19 protein-coding genes are annotated in these 22,579 nt (G+C 36.7%); 13 read left to right on the forward strand and 6 right to left on the reverse strand.

Annotated features, from left to right (window positions below):
* Window positions 1–56: 56 nt before the first annotated feature.
* The 4 genes from MM213_RS09965 to MM213_RS09980 all read right to left on the reverse strand — a co-directional run bounded on the left by MM213_RS09965 (window position 57) and on the right by MM213_RS09980 (window position 5,194).
* Entirely contained in the window at window positions 57–1,388 is a 1,332-nt protein-coding gene (locus tag MM213_RS09965; RefSeq protein ID WP_241411877.1) for a sigma-54-dependent transcriptional regulator, read from the reverse strand.
* An 11-nt stretch (window positions 1,389–1,399) separates the two neighbouring features.
* Window positions 1,400–2,089 carry a potassium channel family protein gene (locus tag MM213_RS09970; protein ID WP_241411879.1) on the reverse strand — a complete coding sequence of 230 codons (690 nt, stop codon included), beginning with the start codon at window positions 2,087–2,089 and terminating at the stop codon, window positions 1,400–1,402.
* Window positions 2,090–2,373: 284 nt separating this feature from the next.
* Complete coding sequence (locus MM213_RS09975) at window positions 2,374–4,179, reverse strand: TrkH family potassium uptake protein (RefSeq protein WP_241411881.1); 1,806 nt, start codon at window positions 4,177–4,179, stop codon at window positions 2,374–2,376.
* Between the two features lie 199 nt (window positions 4,180–4,378).
* Window positions 4,379–5,194, reverse strand: coding sequence for a hypothetical protein (locus MM213_RS09980; RefSeq protein WP_241411883.1), 816 nt, complete (start codon window positions 5,192–5,194; stop codon window positions 4,379–4,381).
* Window positions 5,195–5,375: 181 nt separating this feature from the next.
* Here MM213_RS09980 and MM213_RS09985 point away from each other — a divergent pair, with 181 nt between their 5' ends.
* The 8 genes from MM213_RS09985 (at window position 5,376) to MM213_RS10020 (ending at window position 12,006) form a co-directional block, all read left to right on the forward strand.
* Window positions 5,376–6,629: a hypothetical protein gene (locus MM213_RS09985; protein ID WP_241411885.1), complete on the forward strand. Its 1,254-nt coding sequence runs from the start codon at window positions 5,376–5,378 to the stop codon at window positions 6,627–6,629.
* Between the two features lie 268 nt (window positions 6,630–6,897).
* Complete coding sequence (locus tag MM213_RS09990) at window positions 6,898–7,548, forward strand: inorganic diphosphatase (protein ID WP_241411887.1); 651 nt, start codon at window positions 6,898–6,900, stop codon at window positions 7,546–7,548.
* Between the two features lie 68 nt (window positions 7,549–7,616).
* Window positions 7,617–7,967: a hypothetical protein gene (locus tag MM213_RS09995; protein ID WP_241411888.1), complete on the forward strand. Its 351-nt coding sequence runs from the start codon at window positions 7,617–7,619 to the stop codon at window positions 7,965–7,967.
* An 87-nt stretch (window positions 7,968–8,054) separates the two neighbouring features.
* Complete coding sequence (locus MM213_RS10000; RefSeq protein WP_241411889.1) at window positions 8,055–9,737, forward strand: sodium-dependent transporter; 1,683 nt, start codon at window positions 8,055–8,057, stop codon at window positions 9,735–9,737.
* 166 nt (window positions 9,738–9,903) lie between these two features.
* Window positions 9,904–10,266 carry a hypothetical protein gene (locus tag MM213_RS10005; protein ID WP_241411891.1) on the forward strand — a complete coding sequence of 121 codons (363 nt, stop codon included), beginning with the start codon at window positions 9,904–9,906 and terminating at the stop codon, window positions 10,264–10,266.
* A gap of 123 nt (window positions 10,267–10,389) precedes the next feature.
* Window positions 10,390–10,908, forward strand: a complete 519-nt coding sequence (locus MM213_RS10010) for a hypothetical protein (protein WP_241411893.1) — start codon at window positions 10,390–10,392, stop codon at window positions 10,906–10,908.
* Window positions 10,905–11,186, forward strand: a complete 282-nt coding sequence (locus MM213_RS10015; RefSeq protein WP_241411895.1) for a hypothetical protein — start codon at window positions 10,905–10,907, stop codon at window positions 11,184–11,186. Before MM213_RS10010 ends, MM213_RS10015 begins: the two co-directional genes overlap by 4 nt.
* A 73-nt stretch (window positions 11,187–11,259) precedes the next feature.
* Window positions 11,260–12,006 (forward strand): TerC family protein, encoded by a 747-nt coding sequence (locus MM213_RS10020; protein WP_241411897.1) that lies wholly within the window; start codon window positions 11,260–11,262, stop codon window positions 12,004–12,006.
* 79 nt (window positions 12,007–12,085) lie between these two features.
* Here MM213_RS10020 and MM213_RS10025 read toward each other — a convergent pair whose 3' ends face one another.
* Window positions 12,086–12,490 carry a GNAT family N-acetyltransferase gene (locus MM213_RS10025; protein ID WP_241411899.1) on the reverse strand — a complete coding sequence of 135 codons (405 nt, stop codon included), beginning with the start codon at window positions 12,488–12,490 and terminating at the stop codon, window positions 12,086–12,088.
* Window positions 12,491–12,542: 52 nt separating this feature from the next.
* Window positions 12,543–13,997 (reverse strand): protein adenylyltransferase SelO, encoded by a 1,455-nt coding sequence (locus MM213_RS10030; protein ID WP_241411901.1) that lies wholly within the window; start codon window positions 13,995–13,997, stop codon window positions 12,543–12,545.
* A gap of 373 nt (window positions 13,998–14,370) precedes the next feature.
* On the opposite strand from MM213_RS10030, the gene MM213_RS10035 reads away from it, so the two are divergent.
* The 5 genes from MM213_RS10035 to MM213_RS10055 all read left to right on the forward strand — a co-directional run bounded on the left by MM213_RS10035 (window position 14,371) and on the right by MM213_RS10055 (window position 22,564).
* On the forward strand, window positions 14,371–14,898 hold the full coding sequence (locus MM213_RS10035; protein WP_241411903.1) for an RNA polymerase sigma-70 factor: 528 nt from the start codon (window positions 14,371–14,373) through the stop codon (window positions 14,896–14,898).
* Between the two features lie 105 nt (window positions 14,899–15,003).
* Window positions 15,004–15,969: a FecR family protein gene (locus MM213_RS10040; protein WP_241411905.1), complete on the forward strand. Its 966-nt coding sequence runs from the start codon at window positions 15,004–15,006 to the stop codon at window positions 15,967–15,969.
* 124 nt (window positions 15,970–16,093) lie between these two features.
* Window positions 16,094–19,546 carry a SusC/RagA family TonB-linked outer membrane protein gene (locus tag MM213_RS10045; protein WP_241411907.1) on the forward strand — a complete coding sequence of 1,151 codons (3,453 nt, stop codon included), beginning with the start codon at window positions 16,094–16,096 and terminating at the stop codon, window positions 19,544–19,546.
* A 13-nt stretch (window positions 19,547–19,559) separates the two neighbouring features.
* Window positions 19,560–21,023, forward strand: a complete 1,464-nt coding sequence (locus MM213_RS10050; protein ID WP_241411909.1) for a SusD/RagB family nutrient-binding outer membrane lipoprotein — start codon at window positions 19,560–19,562, stop codon at window positions 21,021–21,023.
* Window positions 21,024–21,292: 269 nt separating this feature from the next.
* Window positions 21,293–22,564, forward strand: coding sequence for a DUF5689 domain-containing protein (locus MM213_RS10055; protein WP_241411911.1), 1,272 nt, complete (start codon window positions 21,293–21,295; stop codon window positions 22,562–22,564).
* Window positions 22,565–22,579: the final 15 nt, after the last annotated feature.

Raw genomic sequence — 22,579 nt, forward strand, 5'->3', positions numbered from 1 at the left:
TTCCGAAGGGTTCTTTTCCAAAATGGAAGGGTATTATGAATTAGTGTTGGTGATAATTATTCTATTCCGAAATCATGCAATTTCTTATAAAGCGTAGTCAAGCCTATTTCCAACAGCTTTGCAGCCTGGGTTTTGTTCCCATTGACTACATCGAGTACCCTTAAAATTTGTGCTTTTTCAGCTGCTGCCATAGTAAGGTCCATTGAAGATTCGGTATTTTTGACTTTTCTAAAAGGCAAAAGATCTGGGGTTAAATATTTACCGTCACTTAGAATTACTGCTCTCTCTATGATGTTTCTCAATTCCCTGATATTTCCTTTGAATGGCAGCTTTTGTATTTCTTTTAAAAATTCGGGGGTTATTTCTAAAACTTTTTGATTGGTTTTTGCTGCAAAAATACCTGCAAAATGTATAACAAGCTCTGGGATATCTTCTCTCCTATCAGCAAGGGAAGGAAGTTCAATTTGGATAACGGAAAGGCGATAAAGCAAATCTTCCCTAAACTGATTGTTTTCAACTTCCTTTTCCAAGCTGCGATTTGTGGCTGCGATTATCCTTACATCAACTTTTACCTCCTTGGTATCTCCTACAGGAATAAAAGTTCCAGATTCCAAAACCCTCAAAAATTTAGCCTGAAGGTCTATTGGCATTTCTCCAATTTCATCCAAAAACATAGTACCTTTGTGTGCTTCTTCAAAAAGCCCTCTTTTATCTTTCTGAGCACCTGTAAAAGCTCCAGCTTTATGTCCAAACAATTCGCTTTCCAAAATATCTCCACTGATAGCGCTACAATTGATTGCTACAAAAGGTTTGGAAGACCTAGAGCTTTCGTAATGTATCGCTTGCGCAAAAACCTCCTTACCTGTGCCAGTAGCTCCTGTCAACAGCACTGTTGTCCCTGAGTTTGCTACTTTTCTCGCCAAACTAATAGCACTTTGGATCACTTTGCTTTTCCCCAAAATACTTTCAAAACTGTACTTCTTGCTGATCTTTGTTTTTAAAACACTCAGTTCTTTTTGGAGTTTGGCCTTGGTTATAGCTTTTTCCACTAAAGGTAAAAGCTTATCGTTGTCATCACCTTTTACCAGATAATCAAAAATACCGTTTTTGACTGCAAGCACTCCATCTTGTATCCTTCCATAAGCAGTGAGAAGTATAAACTCTATGTCAGGGAATTCATTTTTTGACTTAATACAAAAGTCAACACCATTTCCATCGGGTAATTTGACATCACAAATCACCAAATCTGGAGCTTCTAGATTGATCTTTGATTTTGCTTTATGAATATTTTCAGCTTCAATGACCTCATATCCTTCATAGCCTAGGTATTTGGCTGTAAGTTCCCTAAGCTTTGTTTCGTCATCGATCAATAAGATTCTACCTTCCATTATTTGCTAGATTATTCCTCCATATTCAAGATCGTATTGATATCCTTGATATGGCCAAACAATAAAAGAATATCCCCTTCCTCTACAACGGTATCAGGTGTTACCACTCCTGTTACTTTCTTGGACTTTGATTTGACACCAAAAATATTCGGTTTTTCTTCCATCTTAATTAGGGTCAAAACATTGATATTGTAATCTTGGCGGATTTTTGTCTCCGAAATAGTCAATCCCACATATCTTTTTGGTGTTTTGACTTCAATGATATTGTAATCATCAGAGACATCAAGGGAATCAATCACTCCTTTCATCTGCAAGCTTTTAGCCATTCTTTCGGCAGAATCTTCCTCTGGATGAAGGATTTCGTCTACCCCGATGGCTTTGATCACTGTTTCATGAACTTTGTTGATCGATCTACTTATAAGTCTTCTGATATTCAATTGTTTGAAGATTGCTGTAACCATAATTGACGCACCAAAATCTTCTCCTATGGCGATGATTACTGCATCAGCCTCTTTACAAGGTAGGTTTTTGACAGCTTGAATGTCCGTTGCATCCATTACCACAGCATGTGTGATCTTTTCCTTGACAGCATCTACTTTATCTTCACTGCTATCCACTCCTATAACTTCGTGTCCATACGATGTCAACCTTGCAGCCAAATGGCCACCAAAATTCCCCAATCCTACAATGATGTATTTCATGTGCTTATAATTTGTTTATATAGTTCAACCCTATTACCTGGGGCATGCTATGGAATATGGTTTGACAAATAATCTTCCCAGTGTGTGAGGTACTCATAATGCCCAATTCCATAATCGCTTTTTATGATTATACGCTTCTTTGCCAGTAGCTTTAATTCCAAGGTTGATTGCTTACTTATGTTCAATATCTATGAGTATCTAATATCAATTAATATCGGATCTAAGCTAAATCAAGCTTTTTTTTAGTTAGTGGCAAAGTTCCGTATATCCGTATCGCTTTTTTCTTATGTGATAAATACTCCCTCTTCTGGATACTTGTACCTTAAAGTCCTAGCTTTTTGAATCATGGCTACCAAAACTGTCAATGTGCCAACCCTTCCCAAAAACATGATGATTGACACAACAATCTTACTGCCTGTGGATAGGTCTCCCGTGATACCAAGACTCAGCCCCACTGTGGAGAATGCTGAGAATATTTCAAATGCCACACTTATCAAAGGCAATTCTGGATCAAAAAGCAATACAAGAAAGACTCCCAAACCGATGACCAAGAATGAAAGCAAGATAACCGCAAATGCTTTTCTCAATGTTTCATTGCTGATCTGCCTTTTGAATATTTCTACCCGATTTTTTCCCTTCGCAATACTCACAGCGTTCAATACCGCTACTGCAATCGTACTTGTTTTCAAACCACCACCCGTAGAACCAGGTGAAGCACCAATCCACATCAAAATCAGGTAAATCAAAACCGTGGGCATTGCCAAAGCCGACATATCGACAGTATTGAAGCCAGCTGTTCTTGGAGTTACAGATCCAAAGAAGGCTGTGACAAATTTTCCATATCCAGACAATCCTTTTAGCGTATTATCTGCTTCATAAATCCAATAGGTAACAAATCCCAGCACCAATAGAATTCCCGTGGTATATACTATCAATCTGATATTCACATTGGCTACCCTTGGGGCATGCTTGTATTCTTCCTCTCCAGTAATCATTCTTTTGGTTCCAATAACCACATGTTTGAAATAATTATAATATCCCAAAACAACCGGAAATCCTATACCCCCCAAAATAATCGCAAAAGCAATAATCAAGTGTACAGTGTATTCTTCCCTGAACCCAACTTCATATAGTCCATCCCCCAAAGTAGAAAAACCAGCATTGCAAAAACCTGAAATTGCATGAAATACAGAGAAAAACAACTGATCTCCACTACTATCAAATAAATTGCTGTCTATTACCGAAGAAATTAATAAAGCAGCAACGCCTTCTGTAAGTAATGTAAAAAGTATTATTTTGAGCAAGGTGGAATTTATCGCACCTATGTTTTCTTCATTGATGTAATCTTTCAGAAAAAGCTGATTTTGTAGAGAATACGATCCTTTGAAAAAGAATCCGAAGAAGGAAGTAAATGTCATCATTCCCAATCCTCCAACCTGAAAAAGGATCATTATGATAAACTGTCCTAGAAAAGTAAAGTCAGAAGATGTATCCAATACAATAAGTCCTGTCACACAGACAGCCGAAGTTGAGGTAAATAAAGCATCAATCAAGCTGATTCCATTTACTGTAGCATTTGGCAATGATAACAAGCCAGTCCCAAGCATAATCACCAACAAGAAACTGAGTATAAATACCATTGCAGGATGGATTTTTAACTGATTGGCGATCAAGCTAAGTTTGCTTAATTCTATAAGGAAAAGAATGAATACAAGTAAGTTGACAAAAAATGCTTTGATCTGAAGATTGCCTACAGTCAATGTACTTTCCAGTTCTAGGACTTTGAAATTGACCAAGGAAGCGAAAACCAAAATCAGGATGATGCCAATCTCGACAATGTATCTAGACATTTTGAATTTCTCGGATTTAGAGAATAACCTGACAGTATATCCCAAAGACAAGAGCAGCAAAAGCGTAAAATATATTTTGCCAATTACTCCTGAATGCACCTCATCCCTAAAACCAAGGTCAAACACCAAGATCCCAAAAGCTAATACGCTAATGATTTGAATAATTCTGTTATTCAGTTCAAACAATTTCCGGATCTTTAAGATCCTTTCATCTGGACTTTTGAAAAATCTACTTTCCATATTCATTTAAGAATTCGAAAGGTATTAAATAGAACAGATAGACAAAAGATTTTTTCAAAGAAATCCTTTTTTGGCTAAGTATATTTTCAAGAAGATCAATTCTGACAAGTAGCACTGAATTCTGTTTACCTTTTACCTAGATTTAAGCAAGGATAAAAAGTATGGATTCAGTGCTACTCCTTTTATATTTGGTATTTCCTCATTCTTCCACCTGTTCTCCAATCACAATTCCCAAACCAATTATTCCAACTAAAACCAATAAAATACCAGTTCCATGCCCTTTTGAAATGCTGTAACTACCCAGATCTTCACGAGTGAGCAAATTTTGATTTAGCTCTTTTTGTCCCATATTTCTTACTTTAAAAAAACCTGACAAATAGAAATTTTGGTTTACAGTCTTTGTGATAATTGGATTGTTATTGGAATCGATTAAGGAGTAATTGATAAAGCTATTGAGCTTCATTGGAGATTTTGAGTCTTCATAGAAAACAAGGTTTGTATTGATCGGATAATTGAACAAAGCGTAGTAAGTCTGATTTCCAACAAATCTATTTCCTACTATTTTTCTTACTTCTGGTTGGATATTAGCAAAAGAACCTTCCACATATGATAGTGGTGGTACAAACAAAGTATTAGGTTTTCCTACAATTTCTCCACCAAAAGATCCAAATTGACCTCCATTTGCCGATCCAAAAGTATCTAGCCAACCACGGATGGTTGATTTTCCATCTACATAGCCGAAAGTTTTCCCATTTATCGTAAGTGCTGTCTTGGTCAAATTGATTAGCATGGGCGTTTGTGAATAATTTTCAATACGAACCAGAACATTTCCACTAAGACTGTTGAAGGCGTGGGAAACACCTATTGTATCATTTTTTATCATCACATTTCCATCATCTGCCACTGTACTTTCTTCATCATAATTTTGCCATTGCGAAATGTAATGCGTAGTACAACTAAAAAGAAAAGGGAGTAAAAAAATCAAGGGCAAGTACTTCTTAAGGTAGTTTGTCATAGTTCTCGGCTTTTAAAATCTTAATTTACATAACGGAAAATAAAAATTAAGTTTTCAAATAATGAAGGAAATTTTAGTAGCCTATTGTTTCAACTAGTGAGAACTCATTTAACTTTTAAGTATTTTTATGAAGGAAACTAATAATTTATTTTTTTAATTTGGCAAAACATACTTTCTAACCATGAATAAGTCAAATTATCAACTTTCTGTTGCAATAAAGACCTTTTTGGGTCTATACATCCTGATTTATTGCTTCCCCTTTCCGGCAGACAATATTCCATATATGTATGTTTATTTTAGCAAGTATGTATATGCATTAAAATCTGAGTTTACACTTTTCATAGGCAGGAAACTACTTGGTTTTGGCGATTTGGTTTATGTCTCTATGAATGGAAGTGGAGACACGACTGTGGATTATTTATCTCTTGTCAGTTATTCTATTCTCGCCATTTTGATGTCTATTCCAATGCTGTTCTTTTTGAAAAGTAAGCAAAGAACTAACAGCTTTTATGCTATCATGCTGATATATGCACGCTATTTTGTAGGACTTTCCTTGATTTCTTATGGTGTGATAAAATTCATGAATGGGCAATTTCCCAGCCCAACTCTAATGGCCTTGGAGTCCACTTATGGAGATTCGTCCCCAATGGCTCTTGCTTGGAGGTTTTTTGGATATTCAGATTTGTATAAAGCTTTTATGGGATTTTCTGAACTCTTGGCAGGTTTTTTATTGCTGTTCCGGAGAACCGCTGTTCTTGGGGCATTGATTTCTATTGCTGTTTGTACCAATATCTTCTTTGTAAATCTATCTTTTGATGTGCCAGTAAAATTATATTCTGGCCACCTCCTATTTTTCTCTATATTAATCTCTTGGGGAAGCTTCAAATCTCTCTTTTCCTTTTTTCTTTTACACAAAGAAGTAAGTTTGCCAAAGATTCAATATGATTTTTCCAAAAAATGGAAAAGAGGAACATACCTTACCTTAAAAGTGATTTTCGCAGGATTGGTACCACTAAGCTTGATCACAGGCCACGTACTTAGCCAACAATATCGTACATTTCTAAACGAATGGGAAGGAGTCTATGTCGTAAGTTCAATGGAGGCTGAAGGGGATTTTGATAATCAGAAAAACTATGATTGGGAAAAGATCATCATACAAGGAAAAACCATCATGACTTTGGATCCTGAGAAAAACAAGAAATACTACACAATAGAGAATATTTGGAATGAAGGTGAAATCAATTTCATAGAAAACCAAACACAAGAAGACCCTTATCAAATTTTGCTTTCGGCATCCGAAGATGGAAGTTACAAATTGAAAATAGAATTGGATAGTGCAAAGTATTTGGTGACTGCTTCTCGAAAAGTAAAAAGTGATTACTTATTGATAAACAGAGGGTTCAATTGGATCAATGAAACTCCATATAATAGGTAATATAAGTATCCGCAATGTTAAATATTGGGTAATAAGAGGCTTTACTTGTTGCGGATAATCGTCAACAGTCCACAGTCATCCGACCAAAGCAGTTTGAAATGAACTTCATACTATATTATTAATCGCTAGTATTAAGAAAGCGGATACATAATTAAAAAAAGAATCAAAACCTGACACTAGACACTAATTTGTAAACCAAATTCAGGAAAGATCAATCTGTCGACAGTCGACCGCCGATCGCCAACATACATATATAATGATAAGAACAATGAAAATTCGCTACAGCATCGTCTTTTTTTTCTTGCTTCTGTCTCGTGGAGTTGCTGAAAAGAATGAACATTCAGGTCCTGATCCTATAAATTTGCTTCATGGCATATCCCCTTTTACAATTGATTCACTCGTAAATGTGGTAATCGAAATCCCAGCTGGAACCAATCAGAAATGGGAAGTAAACAAAAATTCTGGTCATCTCGAATGGCAAAAAATCACAGCCGACTCTTCAAGAGTGGTAGATTATCTATCTTACCCTGCCAACTATGGATTTGTGCCGCAGACATTGCTTTCCCAAGCTACTGGTGGTGACGGGGATCCTGTGGATGTTTTTGTCATTGGTGAATACATACAGCGAGGACAAATTGTCACTTGCAGAATCATAGGAATGATCGATATGATGGACAGTGGTGAGTCTGATGGAAAGTTGATTGCTGTGCCGATTCCCAGCCATTTTGAAAAGCTGAATACGATCGAAGATCTAGAAAATTATTACCCTGGTGTATTGGATATCCTAAAAATTTGGCTTTCAAATTATAAAGGATCAGGTAAAGTTGAAGTTCTTTCTGTTGAAAATAATCTTGAAGCCAATATCTATTTAAAAGAGGCAACAGTGGGTTATATTCAAAAGAATGAAGTAAAAAAATAAATAAAATAGGGATTTGAAAAATATGTGAAAAATTCATTTACATTTGATCCGTTATTTATCATTCAACTGTGAAAAATTCAATCCTAGCCTTACTTGTGCTTTTTGTTCTCCTCGGAGTTGAAGGCCTGTATGCTGGTACTTTTGAAGATAACTTTCAGGTTTCTGCTGAAATAAATAATGCTTCTATTGCTGCAAGTGAACAAGGAGAAATTTCGTTACATTATTCGGATGGGATTTGTCCTACTTCAAGCACTTTTTCTCTAGGAAAAGACAAATCTAACGAATCCAAGTATGCAGTAGTGCAATTGATTCTAAACCTGAATTTTACTCAGTCATTTATTGAGGAATTTGGCTTTTTACTTCAGTTATGTTGCCAAGGAATATTAGATTTTCTTTACCCATATTTTTTCTTTTTTTAAATCCAAACTATAGCCTTTCTATTCACTATTAGGCATTATTCTTTGATATTACATTCACAAAGTTTGGTTCAGAAACATTGATCCTTTATGGAAAATAAGTTAGCCTCTAAGGAAGCTTGGGGCTCTAGATTGGGGCTTATCTTGGCGATGGCTGGAAATGCCGTTGGATTGGGAAATTTCTTAAGATTCCCCGTTCAAGCTGTCCAAAATGGCGGGGGTGCATTCATTATACCTTATTTGATTTGTTTCCTTTTGATGGGGATTCCTTTGCTTTTGATCGAATGGTCCTCTGGAAGGTTTGGTGGCAAATTCAACAATCATAGCACGCCATACATCATGGATGGTATGGGAAAAGCCAAGGTATGGAAATATGTAGGGGTATTTGGGATATTTACCAATATAGCAGTAGTAGCCTATTACACCTACATAGAATCTTGGAGTTTAGTGTATGTGTTGCATTCCATATTTGGGACTTTCGAATCGATGTCCCAGTCAGAGGTTGCATTGTTTTTCACAGAATATGTCAATGTTTTAACCACAAGTACAGGAATTCCTTTTGAGGCTGTTTTCTTTTATGTTTTGGTTTTGGCTTTGAATATTATCATCCTGTCCAAAGGTCTTGGAGGAATAGAAAAAGCAGCAAAAATCGGAATGCCATTATTGATTCTGTTTGGGATAATTTTAGCTGTTCGAGGTTTGACACTTGGAGAATCAGGGAAATCCGATCTATTCCCAGATGCAAATGCTTTGGATGGATTGAATTTTCTTTGGACACCTCAGTTTGACTCCTTAGCCAATCCAAAAGTATGGTTAGCTGCCGCAGGTCAGATTTTCTTCACGCTTTCTGTAGGTATGGGGACGATTCAATGCTACGCTGCCTACATCAAAGAGAAAGAAGATATTGCCTTGAATGCAGTCTCAGCTGGCTTTTTAAATGAATTTGTAGAAGTTGTGCTTGGGAGTAGCATTGTCATTCCAATAGCTGCAGGCTATTTAGGGTTAGATTGGGTATTGGAAAATGCAGGCTTTGGGATGGCTTTTCAGACTATGCCATTTCTATTTCAGCAATGGGGCGAAATCACAGCTGCATTTGCTGGGGTATTTTGGTTTGGGCTTCTATTTTTTGCAGGGATTACATCATCCTTAGCTATGGGAACCCCTTGGATGGGATTTATGAAAGATGAATTCGGTTGGGGAAAAACAAAAGGAGCTTGGTCATTTGGGGCTTTGGCTCTGATTATGGGGCTGCCTACTGTCCTACTCTATCAATATGGAGTTTTCGATGAATATGACTATTGGGCCGGTACTGTAAGTTTGGTGGTTTTTGCTTTGCTTGAAGCAATCCTCTTTTCATGGGTTTTTGGCATAGACAAAGGATGGAAGGAAATAAATGAAGGCTCTGAAATCAAAATCCCTCAAGTCTATAAATTCATCATCAAATACATTACTCCATTGCTTTTGCTTTTGGTATTTTTGAGTGCATTGATTACACCGTTTCAGAATGAATGGTCAGAAAATATTTCAAGCATTTTGAATGGTGGAAACTGGGTTTTGGATAACAGCTCTTTGATAAAAAATATTTCAAATTATGGTTTAAAAGAACAGATTCAAATAGCTATAAATGAAAGTGATAAATCATATCTTGAGAATAAACTATTTTATATAAACATGGCTAGAATATTCTTGATTTCATTGTTTTTGTTTATCAGTTTTCTAGTCTATTTGTCATATCAAAAAAGAAAAAAAGAGGGAAAAACAAACCATGAATAAAATTGCATTAATCATGCTTCTAGCAACTCAGGGATTGGTAATCTCTGCAACTTTGTACTTTCTCTATAAAGTCCTAAATTCTCCAAAAAAATAGTTGAAACATAGACCGGAAATTTAAAATCATGGTACATATTTTGACAATATAAATTAATACATTCGCACCGAAATGAATAACCTTCTAAAACAAACTATTGGAATTTCACTCACAATCATCATGATTTTTCATGGGATGGTGTTGCCTTATTTCAGTGTTTCGGAAGAACATGTTTTAGAGGATTCTTTAGCTTATTTTACAAGCAATAGTTTGGCAGAATATGCATCTGATCTTCCTTTGGTTTCAGATGCTGACCAATTGGTTATTGTTACCTGCAAAGGACAATTTGTCGGTGATAGTTACATTGGAAGTTTTAATGCGATCAATTCTTTTCATTTTGAAAATTTTGTCAGGACACTTTTTAAACTCAGCCAGAAAACTGATGTGGTTTTTGGCATAAAAGAACTCAAGTTTCCAACACATTATTTTTGGTAATAATTGATTTTTAGTAACCCATACATTGTATGAGGTCATTTGCCGTGCATTAGAATGCATGGTTGCTAGCATAATTCCAAAAAATGCCGGACTGAAATGTCCTGCCCAAAAATCAAAAAAATCATGTTTGACATAGATATTATCACCATTTCCATAGCAATTGTCTCTATGGTGGCATTTGCCATTCCTTTTTATTTAAATAATGTAAAAGTAAAAAAGGAAAAACTAAATAATGACAAGCTTCTACAAACCTTCTTAAATAGCCATAATCTAAATTTGAATATTCAAGACAATTGGAGAAAGCAGTATTTCATTGGCATTGATACTTCCCAAAATAAATTGGTCTATGTTGATGATCTAGCTGATATCAAGCCAATTATTCTGGACATAAGAGATGTAAAGCAAGTAAAAATCAATGAAGTATCGAGAGTTGTAGGTGCAAAAAGCAATAGCAGAAAAATAATCGATAGCCTTCACTTACAACTTACAAACCACCAAGGGAAAGTAATCGGCTTGTTGGAGTTTTATGATGGGGAGAAATTCTCAGATCTTGTAGGAGAACCCATATTGATCAAAAAATGGGAGGCTACTATTAGTGCTGAAGCAAAAAGTACTGGAAAAAAAGAAAGCTTGGTATTATGATAGAACCTGTGATAATCAAGAAAGAGGATATCAAGAATTTCCGCTTTCCGAAAGAGGATGTTCTTCCAAACGAAAGTGACATCAAAAGTAGGGAAAAAGCATTGGCTAATGCACTTTCTCTTGGAAACTTGGAACATGGAAAAGTTAAGTTGATTTTCTTGGATTTGGGAATGAATCCTTATCAAATCGAGACTACTATTTGGGCTTTGACTGACGAAAGTATATGTCTTAAAGGTGATTTGCTCTTACCAAAACGCGCTGTTTTGGATATAGTCTAATTGAACCTAAGGGAATTTGATAAAAATTCCCTTAGGCTTCTTTATCTTTAAATTCAATCAAATCTATTCTTATATGGAAATTTTCCTATTAACGGAAACATGGATTGCACTTGCCACTTTGACATTCTTGGAGATTGTATTAGGAGTGGATAATATTATTTTCATTTCTATTATTTCCAACAAACTTCCGGAGCATCAGCAAGAGAAAGCCAGGGTTCTTGGGCTTGCTTTTGCTATGATTTTCAGGATTGGGCTTCTGCTTGGTATTTCTTACATCATCAAATTCAACGATCCCTTGATTTCTGTTTTTGATTTTAACTTGAGCGGTAAGGATTTGATTTTAGCTTTTGGAGGACTTTTTCTACTGTTCAAATCAACAGTTGAGATCCATCACAAAATGGAAGGAAAACCAGAAGAAGTAAAACCAAATTCTGCTAAAGGAATATCGCAAGTCATCTTTCAGATCATTTTGTTGGATGTAATATTCTCATTTGACAGTATTCTGACAGCAATTGGATTGGTAGATGAGGTGATTTTAATGATCATCGCCGTTATTATTGCAATGGCTGTGATGATGATTTTCGCAGGTAAAATCAGCAAATTCATCAACAAAAACCCAACGCTGCAAGTGTTGGCTTTATCCTTTCTGATTTTGATTGGCTTTATGCTTTTGGTAGAAGGCTTCCATGTAGAAGTTCCAAAAGGGTACATATATTTCGCGGTGTTCTTCTCACTCAGTGTAGAACTGATCAATATGCGGATGAGAAAAAAATCTGAAGGAACCAAAGTGGAGCTAAATCCAAGGATTACGCAGAAATAAAGAGTTATAAATGCATAATAGTCAATGAATATAAATATGATTTAAAATCAAAATTAGACAATTTATTTAGTCATATTTATTACAAATGTTTCTCCATTACCACATACTCCAATCCTGATTTTTCAAAGGTTTTGTCAGTTATTGTCAACCCAAATCCATTATAAAAATCAATTTTGGACATCCTAGCATTGCACCAAATTTTCTGAATTTGCTTCTTTTGGACAAATCCAATCATGTAAACAAGTAGCTTACTTCCATAGCCCTTTCCTTGGTAATCTGGTAAGGTTGCAAACTTTCGAAATTGTGCACCATTTTCTTTTTCAAAAACTGAAACAACTGAAATTAATTTTCGATTTACAAAAAGACCTAGATGCATCGCTTTGTCATCTCCCGAAACTCTCACAAAATCAAGATCTTTTTCGGGCCACATTGCTTTGTGGCGGATGGGTAGAGCTTCATCTATAGAAATTTCCTTGATCAACATGGCGGGTGGTTTTGGTTATTTTTGGATTAAAATGCTAAAATAGTATAATTTATCAAGTTCCACAGAAGGTTTGATAGCCATTATCACCTTCTAGAGCTGGAAATTGATAAGCGGTAAAATTTTCGTTGAACTGGTATGGCGTTTTCATCACCTTTAGCATTTCATGAAATATACTATAATCATTATTTTCAGTTGCTTGAAACAAGGCTTCTTCAACTTTATGATTCCTAGGAATATATATTGGATTATGAAGTGCCATTGTCTTTTGGGCAGCTTCCAAAGTCTGTCCATTTTTAGTAGCTCTTTGAATCCAATTCAAGTACCAATCCTGAAATCTGTCATTTTCGAATAATTCATTTTCCGAAAATTCACCTGAGGTTAGACTTGCAAATGTATTGGTGTAATCCGCTTTCATTTGATTCATGATATTCAACAAATCCTCTACCAAAGCTTTGTCTTGTGGCTCTTCTCCGATCAAGCCAAGCTTATTTCTCATTAATTGTAGATACTTACTTTCGTAAATGTCAGGAAATTGATTGAGGGTTTCTTGTGCTGTTTTTACAGCTTTGTCTTGATCCTCATCTATCTGAGGCAATAAAGCAATCGCGAGTCTAGATAGATTCCAATGTGTGATTTTTGGCTGATTACCAAAAGCATAGCGACCTGCTGTATCTATGGAGCTAAAAACTGTACCTGGATCATAAACATTCATAAATGCACAAGGTCCATAATCTATCGTTTCACCTGCTATGCTTACATTGTCTGTATTCATCACCCCATGAATAAAACCTACTCGCATCCAATCAGAAATCAATTCGGCTTGCTTTTCCATTACTTTCTTCAATAATTCCAACGCGGGATTTTTTGAACCTTCAAGCTCTGGATAATGCCTCTTGATGACATATACAGTCAGTTCTTTTTGTTCCTCCAGTGATAAGTATTGGTAGGCAAACTCAAATGTCCCTACTCGAATGTGACTTTTGGCTACTCGGGTTAGTATAGCACCATCATTTTCCCATTCTCTTTGAACAGTCTCCCCTGATGCTACTACAGCCAAAGATCTACTGCTCGAAATACCCAAATGATACATGGCTTCACTAATCAAATATTCCCTGAGCATTGACTTCAAAGTAGCTCTACCATCTCCACCTCTTGAGTATGGAGTCCTCCCCGACCCTTTCAATTGGATATCAAATAGTTTTTGACTATTGGTCAATTGCTCTCCGATCAAAATTGCTCTTCCATCTCCTAAGATGGTGAAATTCCCAAATTGATGACCTGCATAAGCTTGAGCTAATGGTTTGGAGTTTTCTGGCAGAACGTTTCCACCCAAAACCTGACTTAGTTTATCTAATTCATTATCAGAAACTTCAAGATCGATTGATTGAGCAAGCTCGTGATTGAACAATACGAGCTTTGGTGATTTTACCGGAATAGGTGATTGGAAACTAAAAAGCTTATTTGGTAAACTGCTATAACTATGTTGAAGATTCCATTTCATATTCATTGGGAATAGATTCAGTGGGTTTGATTGAAAGTAAAAAATTAACATGCTTCCAAGGAATTTAATTCCAAGTGTAACTAATGATCATTAAAATTCCTTTAATCCCATGATTAATTTAGGTTGGTTAAAATTGATAATATGTGTATCCGTTTTCTTGCACGTAGCCAAGCAATAGATTTTTGGAGGATCGATTTGTGTGTGTTTCTATTGACTATGAACTGTTGTCGAATGACGAGTATTCGCAACTTACAAAACTACTTCTTACCCTACGTGCAATATTGCAGATACTCATAATTAATAATATCATAACGCAAGATTAAAAACCTTTTGGAAATACAGATATATCTTTATCCTTAAATTTTAGCACCGATTACCCATGTTGCTTACAAATAGTCCAAAAAAATTCGAAGAAATATTCAATGAGTACTGGGAAGTGCTTTATAGTGCTGCTTTTGTTCGAACAAAAGATCAGGCTGTCACAGAAGATATTGTTCAGGAAATTTTTATTGATTTTTGGCAAAGAAGAAATGAAATAAAAATCAAAACGAGCTTGAAGGCTTATCTTTTGACTGCCGTAAAATATAAAGTTATCAAGCATTTTGCACATTCTGATCTGTATCTTCAAAATACCAAAGATCATGAAGAAATCGCCATGTATGATGATGACAACTTGGAATTTGAGGATCTTTATGACGCGTTGGAAATAGCGATAGATAAGCTTAGCCCAAAGTGTCAAATGATATTCAAAATGAGTAGAATCGAAGGATATTCGGCAGATGAAATAGCAAGTCAATTAAAAATATCTACACAAACTGTTCACAATCAACTAAGTAAATCTTTAGGTATTGTACGCAAAGAACTAAAGCATTTGTCACCTTTGGTAATTTTGCTCATTAGGCTCTAAGCTTAAGTTAATGTTAAGCGTAGATTTTTTTGATAACTTTTTGATAATCGTTTTGCATAGTAGTCCTTCATTGATTTTTGGACTTGATAGTATAGCACTATCGCAATGGATAAAAATACACTTCAAAAAACACTTCAAAGGTTATTTAAAGGAAAGGCCTCTAGTGAAGACAGGAATGTCATAAATGATTGGTATCATTCTTTTGATTCGGACGAGGACATTATTATCGAAGATCATAAAAACCGAAGCAGACAAGAAATTAGAGATGAGATTTTTTCTAAAATTCAAGCCCAATCTGGTATAAAAAGACAACATGACAATAGAAGAATCTATTTTCTGACCTTTGCTATTGCTGCATGTATTTGCATTGGACTTTTCAATTTAGCTTACAAATTTTCAAACCCTTCTTTACAAATTCAGCCTGAAGAAACATTCATCAGCTTCGAGAATGAAGTTGGAATGATCAAAAAAGTAAAGCTACCTGATGGTTCCTATGTACAGCTTCATCACAACTCTTCGATTGATGTCAATAAAGAATTTTCTCAAAACAGGAAAGTTCTTCTCAAAGGAAAAGCGTTTTTTGATGTGGTACCAAACAAAGACCTGCCATTTACTATCGAAACGGAGTCATTCAAAACAACCGTATTGGGAACTTCTTTTTCTATAGAAAGTCGTCCAGGTTCATTTGACAAAGTCGCTGTAAAATCTGGGAATGTGAGTGTCCAATCCCAAGAATTTGGAGAAGTGTTGTTGGGAAAAGATGAAACGGTAAAGCTGGAAAGCAATCAGTTGGTGCAAGGGTCTATTACCAATTCGGAATTGGAATTTGGCTGGACTGAGAGAACCCTTGTTTTTATAAATACAGATATCTCCACAATGATAAAAGAAATAGAGAATTGGTATGGTGTGGAGCTATACAGCAATTGTGAAAACTTACCAAACAGAAAAATTTCTGGTGCATATCACGATATGAATTTAGAAGAGCTCTTAATAACTATTCAATTTTCTATTCCACTAGAATTTGAAATCAACAAAAAATCTGTCCACCTAACTTTCAAAGAATGTAAATAAAGTGGAGCCGCGGCAACGGCCCCACCTATTCTGTTCTACAATCAAATAATCCCGCAAAGAATCATTTATCAGAACACCTAAAATTATGAAAAAAAAGTTACCCAACTCATTTAATCGGATTACAATGAGATTATTTCTAACCTGCTTGCTCCTGTGCATTCTTCAAGGTCTTGTCTTTGCAGAAAACAGTGATGCTCAACAAATGCATGAGATTCAAATCAAAGTCTCCAGCAATCGCCAAAATGTTTCTCAGTTTTTTGGTGATGTAGAAAGTCAGACCGATTTCAAATTCTCGTTTGCAAATGGATTGAACCTTAGTCAAGAGGTTCAGGTTCGATCAAGAAATTTGAATCTGGAAGAACTTCTTATTGAAATATCAAGAAATAGTGACCTGAAATTCAAGCAGGTAAACAAAACACTTGCTGTAAGTACTAAACCAATACTTTCCCAAATTTCTTCCAAATCTATGGATGAAATTTCAGTCAAAGGTAAAGTGATAGACGAAGAAACGGGTGAAGGATTGCCCGGTGTAAGCGTGGTTATTTTGGGGAGAAATAAAGGTACAATTACTGACATGGAAGGAAACTATAACATTACCCTTGAAGAAGGTGAAATATTGGTTTTCTCATATGTAGGCTTCAAGAAAGAAGAAGTTCTAATCGGTAATGAAAGCATTGTAAATGTGGCTTTGAAGTTAGATGATACATTAGAGGAAGTAGTCGTGACTGCCCTAGGTATCAAAAGAGAAGAAAAAGCACTCGGTTATTCTTCCAGAACTGTAGGAGGCGAAGAGATTACAGATGCATTGCCAAACAACTGGAGTGATGCCCTTACTGGCAAAGTTGCTGGACTAAACCTGATCAAATCAGGAGGTGGACCGGCAGGTTCTACACAGATCATTCTTCGTGGTGAAACTTCTTTGACAGGTGACAACTCAGCTTTGATCGTAGTGGATGGAGTCGTGATATCAAGCAGCAGTGGGCAATTGACTGGACAAGGAAGCGGGTCTTACTTGAGCGCAGATTCTCCTGTAGATTTTGGATCCAGCCTTTCGGATATTAACCCAGATGATATTGCCAGCATCACAGTTTTGAAAGGTCCTGCTGCAGCGGCACTTTACGGTTCCCGTGGTGCCAATGGAGCCATCATGGTCACTACAAAGAGCGGTAGCAATTTGAACAACAAAGGTTTGGGAATTACATTTTCTTCCAATACATCATTTGACTTTATCAACAGATGGCCAGATTATCAAAATGAATATGGTCAGGGAAATGTAGGTGGAGACCTCTATTACAGCTATGGAGCCACGGAAGATGGACCTAGTACTTTCTCTACTAGTTCTGCTTGGGGACCAAAGTTTGATGGGCAATTCTTTTACCAATATGACCCAAATTTCCATAGAGTAGCTCCTCCTGAGAGAACATTGTGGAGAGCTTATCCAAATAACCGAAGAGACTTCTTTGAGACTGGGAAGACTTTTACCAACAACCTTTCGATCCAAGGAGGAAATGAAAAAACTAGAACTAGGCTTTCATTTACCAACATGAAAAATGAATGGATTGTACCAAATACTGGATATAACAGGACCACAATCGCATTCAGTGTAAACCATGAAATAACACCAAAACTTAACATCAGCACCAAGATCAACTACAACAACCGACAGTCTGACAACCTCCCTACTACAGGATACAACAATCAGACAATCATGTATTTCATCAGGGGGATGGTGCCAAACGCTGACATTAACTGGTTTAAGCCAGCATGGGTTCCTGGTCAGGAAGGAGTTTTGCAAAACAGGCCATTCTCTAACCTTTTGGACAATCCATATTTACAGGCATTTGAAATGCTCAATGCATCAGAGAGAAATGGCTATGTAGGAACTGCCCAGGCAAACTACAAATTCACAGACGAGCTCAACTTGATGGTGAGGACTACAGTAGATATGATGTACGAATCCCGCAGTCAGCAAAGACCAATGGGTACCCAAAAATACAATGAAGGCATGTATCGGGAGCAGGACATCTACGCACACGAGATCAATTCCGACTTTTTGCTTTCTTATAACAATAAAAGAGCAAGGGATTTTGATTTTAGCATTTCAGTAGGTGGTAGTTTGATGAACAATACTTACCGAAGAGATGAATATCGTGCAGAAAGATTGCTGTTTCCAGGCATCTACAATTTCGCAAATAGTAAAGACTTATTGATTCCATTGCCTTTCAGAAGAAATTATGCTGTAAACAGTCTTTATGCGCTAAGTACTTTCAGCTATAAAAATGTCTTGTTTTTGGATGTGACAGGTAGACAAGATTGGGCCAGTACCTTGGCTTCACCTATCAGCGGAAATGTATCCCCTTTCTTCTACCCTTCTGCCAATTTGAGTGCGATAATTTCAGATGTGGTTTCTTTGCCAAGTCAGTTTGACTATCTCAAATTGAGAAGCTCATTCGCTTCAGTAGGTGGTGGAGGTACTACAGCATATTTAACAGATTATGCTTATAGCCCATTGGCTACCTTCCCAGGAGGTCTTACCAATCCAAGTTCAATCCCTGATCCAAATCTTAATTTCGAAAGAACTAGAAGCTTTGAGCTGGGAATGGATTTAAAAATGTTCAAAAACAGGTTTGGATTGGATTTGACAGTATATAGAAGTAATTCATTTGACCAGATCTTGAGCACACCGATAGATCCTGCCAGTGGTTACACTTCCAAGATCGTAAATGCTGGAAATGTACAGAACCAAGGGATAGAAATAGAATCATATATCATCCCTATTCAGAACAAAAATGGCCTCAACTGGAGAATATTTGGAAATTTCACACACAATGACAGCAAAGTGATTTCTCTTGCTGATGGAATGGAGAACATGGTACTGGGGACAGTTTTCGGAAGTAGAGGAACTGTAGAGGCTAGACCAGGAGGAAGATATGGTGATATCTATGGCTTGGGATACGAAAGAACTTCAAACGGTGATATTTTGTACGAAGGCGGCTATCCTGTTTTGGGAGATTCTATTCTTTACTTGGGAAATGCCACAGCACTTTACAGATTCGGATTGGGACATGAATTCAAATACAAAAATTTCAGGTTCAGCTTTTTGTTTGATGGACAGTTTGGAGGACGTGCATATTCTCTGACGCACTCTGTGCTGATGGAAGAAGGAAAACTCAAAAAATCAATTCCAGGGAGATACAACGGGATCATTGGAAATGGTTCGATCGATAATGGAGACGGAACTTACAGGCCAAACGATGTAGTAGCTACATCAATCAGGGATTATTATTTCAGACATTTTAATAGAGACAATCTCGAATCCAATATTTTCAGCACCGACTACATCAAGTTGAGGGAAATGAGGTTTGACTATAAAATCCCGGCCAAATATTTACAAAGAATTCTTTTACAGAATGCCACCATTGGAGTATATGGAAGGGATCTGTTTGTCTTTAGTCAATGGCCATCATTCGATCCTGAGTTCGGTACATTGGGAAATGGAAATATCTCTAAAAGTGCAGAAGTCGCACAATTCCCATCTACTCGTACGATTGGATTCAACATTTCATTAGGAATATAAAACTAGCACAGCAATGAAAACCAAAAATATATTTATAGCATCATTTGCATTGTTATTGGGATTGATGACATTTTCCTGCACTGAGGATTTTGTTGATATGAATACCAATCCAAATGCCTCAACGGCAGCAAATCCAGAATCACTGCTCGCTCCTACCCTTCATGATTTGGTTTGGAGAAATCAAAATAGAGCCATGAGACTCAATAATGAAATCATGCAAGTACACGTCACTACTGTCGATTCAAGGGAATTCCACAGGTACTTTATCAGACCTACAGAATCAGATTATATGTGGAGAAACTGGTATGTACAATTGACCGATATCAAAGATATGTATGCCAAAGCCGAAGAAAGTAAACTTGCAGGTTTTGAGACATTCAAAGGAATCTCTTTGGTTTTGGAGGCATGGACATTTTCTATGCTTACTGATATGTTTGGTGACATACCATATTCTGAGGCCAACCAAGGGAAAAATGGAAATGTTACTCCAAAATTTGATCCACAGAGAGATGTTTACCTTGGATTATTTGAAAAACTCGAAGAAGCAAATACACTTTTGACTTCAAGTGGTGATTTGCCAGGAGCATTGATAGAATATGATCCTTTGTATGCAGGCAATGCATTGCTTTGGAGAAAATTTGGGAATTCGCTTTACTTAAGATTGCTTTTGAGAGCTTCTGGAAAATCTGAATCAAATGCCATCAGTAAAATCCAACAAATAACAGAATCTACCCCTGCAGCCTATCCAGTGTTTTCAAACGCTCTGGAGTCAGCCATTTTGCCAGTTGGCAATACACAGCCACTTACCAGTGCATTTTTCAATTTCCGTGATTTTGATTTCAATGGTGACAAAGGATATTCCGAATTTTTTATCAACAATCTTAATTCATGGCAAGACCCAAGGCTTCCTATTTGGGCTACAATATCTTCCGGAATTTATGCAGGTATTCCAAGTGGTTGGTCCTCCGGTCAGATTCCAGAAAGACAAAGTACACTTCAGGTTGGTTTGAAAACTGACCCAAGGTTAGGCAATATCATGAATCACGCTGAACTGCAATTTATCCTTGCTGAAGCGAGTCTTAAAGGATTTATTGGTGGTGATCCCAAAGCATTTTATGAAAGAGGAATTGAATCAGCACTAGCACATTGGGATTTGGAGATGCCTGAAGATTTGTTGGAAAGACCATTTATTTCATGGGATGAGAATTGGGATTTTGATCAAAAAATGGAAGCCATTCACATGCAAAAATATTTTGCGCTTTTCTTCACAGACTTTCAGCAATGGCATGAATATAAGAGAACAGGCCATCCAAGTTTGATCCCAGGAGAAGGAACACTCAATGGAGGAAGGATGCCTTCAAGATTTGGATATCCTATCAATGTTCAGGCATTGAATGCCAAAAACTACAACGAGGCTATCCAAAGAATGGGGCCTGACAATATAAACACAAAAGTCTGGTGGAATATAGAGGATTAAGGTAATTAAATAGTTACTAGTGAATAGTTATTAGTTAGCTGTGAATACTTAAGCCAATACTTGCTTTTTGTGACAATGCTGATATTAGAATAATTCATATGGATATCCGCTTTCTAATCTGTAGCCAAACAAATCGATATAATTTAAGTCAATTAATGCACTAATAACTAATTGACTAATAACCTAATAACGATTATCCGCAAGGTTTTATTGGGAAATTCTACTACCAGTGTCACAGCGGGTAATCATAAAAAATTAACAAAAAGATCATGAAAACAAGAATAGTTATACCATTTCTAATATTAATATTTGGATTCACATCTTCTTGTATGAAAGAAGATATCAATCCAGCAGAAGGAATTCCAAATCCTATAGCAGCACTACCGGTTGTGCATCAAGCCTTCAAAGGTGATCCGATGCCATTGAATGCAGAAGTTCTTTCTGGGGCAAGGTTTACTCAAGGTTATGTGATTTCTGACCAAGAGTCAGGAAATATACCTTCCAACCAAATTGTGGTTGAATTCAACTGGAGGGGTTTAAACAGAGGTCTTGTGTTGTTCTTGGACGACAACTTGGCATCTTTATATACTACAGGCGACTTTCTTCAACTGGATTTGACAAATACTGTAATCGAAAGAGTAAACGGCTCTTTGGGCATTACAGGGTTGACCCAAGACAAAATCCAGAAGTTAGAGGAATCAAATAATTTAGAAGCAGCCTCTGTAGATATCGCAAGACTGAAAGCGAATTTTCAAAGTTTTGAAAACACTTTGGTGATGGTTACCGCAGACTTGTTGGATTTCCCTACTGGTGGAGTGACATTATCCGGTAGAAATTACATCATCGATGGAAGTGGTGATAGCATAGCCATCTATACAGACCCAAATGCTGATTTTAGTAATCTTCGATTGGCACCAAGTGCTGGGTTTAGAGGAATTGCTTATCAAACTGAGGATGGAATAGAAATCAGGATGAGAAATGCCAATGATTTGATTGATCCAAGTGGCCCTATCTATGCCAATTATCCTGAAGATTTTGAATTTCCCGAGGCGAGTGTTAAGCCAAGTTACAATATGGTGGCTACCAATAATTTGGTAGAATTGAAGACTGGCGAATGGAGGTTGTTTTACTCAATACTAGGTGATATTGCCAATAGAGATCGATATGTAAGCGGAAGTCAAGCGGTCAGAATGCAGCAGAATCTCAATTTTCCAATTTTCTTGGAAATGAATTATGACTTACCAAATGGCGCATCAAAAGTGACATTCTGGTACGGTTCCTACTTCAACGATCAAAGCTGTACGTTCCAATTGGAATTTTCCACCGACCAAGGCGAAACATGGGAGATCATCGGTGAACCGATTTCTGATGCACACACATTTGCTTCCAGTCCTATAGCAAAACAAGCATCATTCCTTGTTGATATTCAAGAACCTGTCAGGTTTAGAATCAACAAACTGGGACTTGGGCCAAGCAATGGTTCAACAGTTAGAAATGGCAGGTTGGGTATTGATGATTTTGCAGTATATCAAAGTTACTAATCAAACTATAAATAG

The organism is Belliella alkalica (assembly GCF_022549785.1).
In the GTDB taxonomy this organism is placed as follows: Bacteria; Bacteroidota; Bacteroidia; order Cytophagales; family Cyclobacteriaceae; genus Belliella; species Belliella alkalica.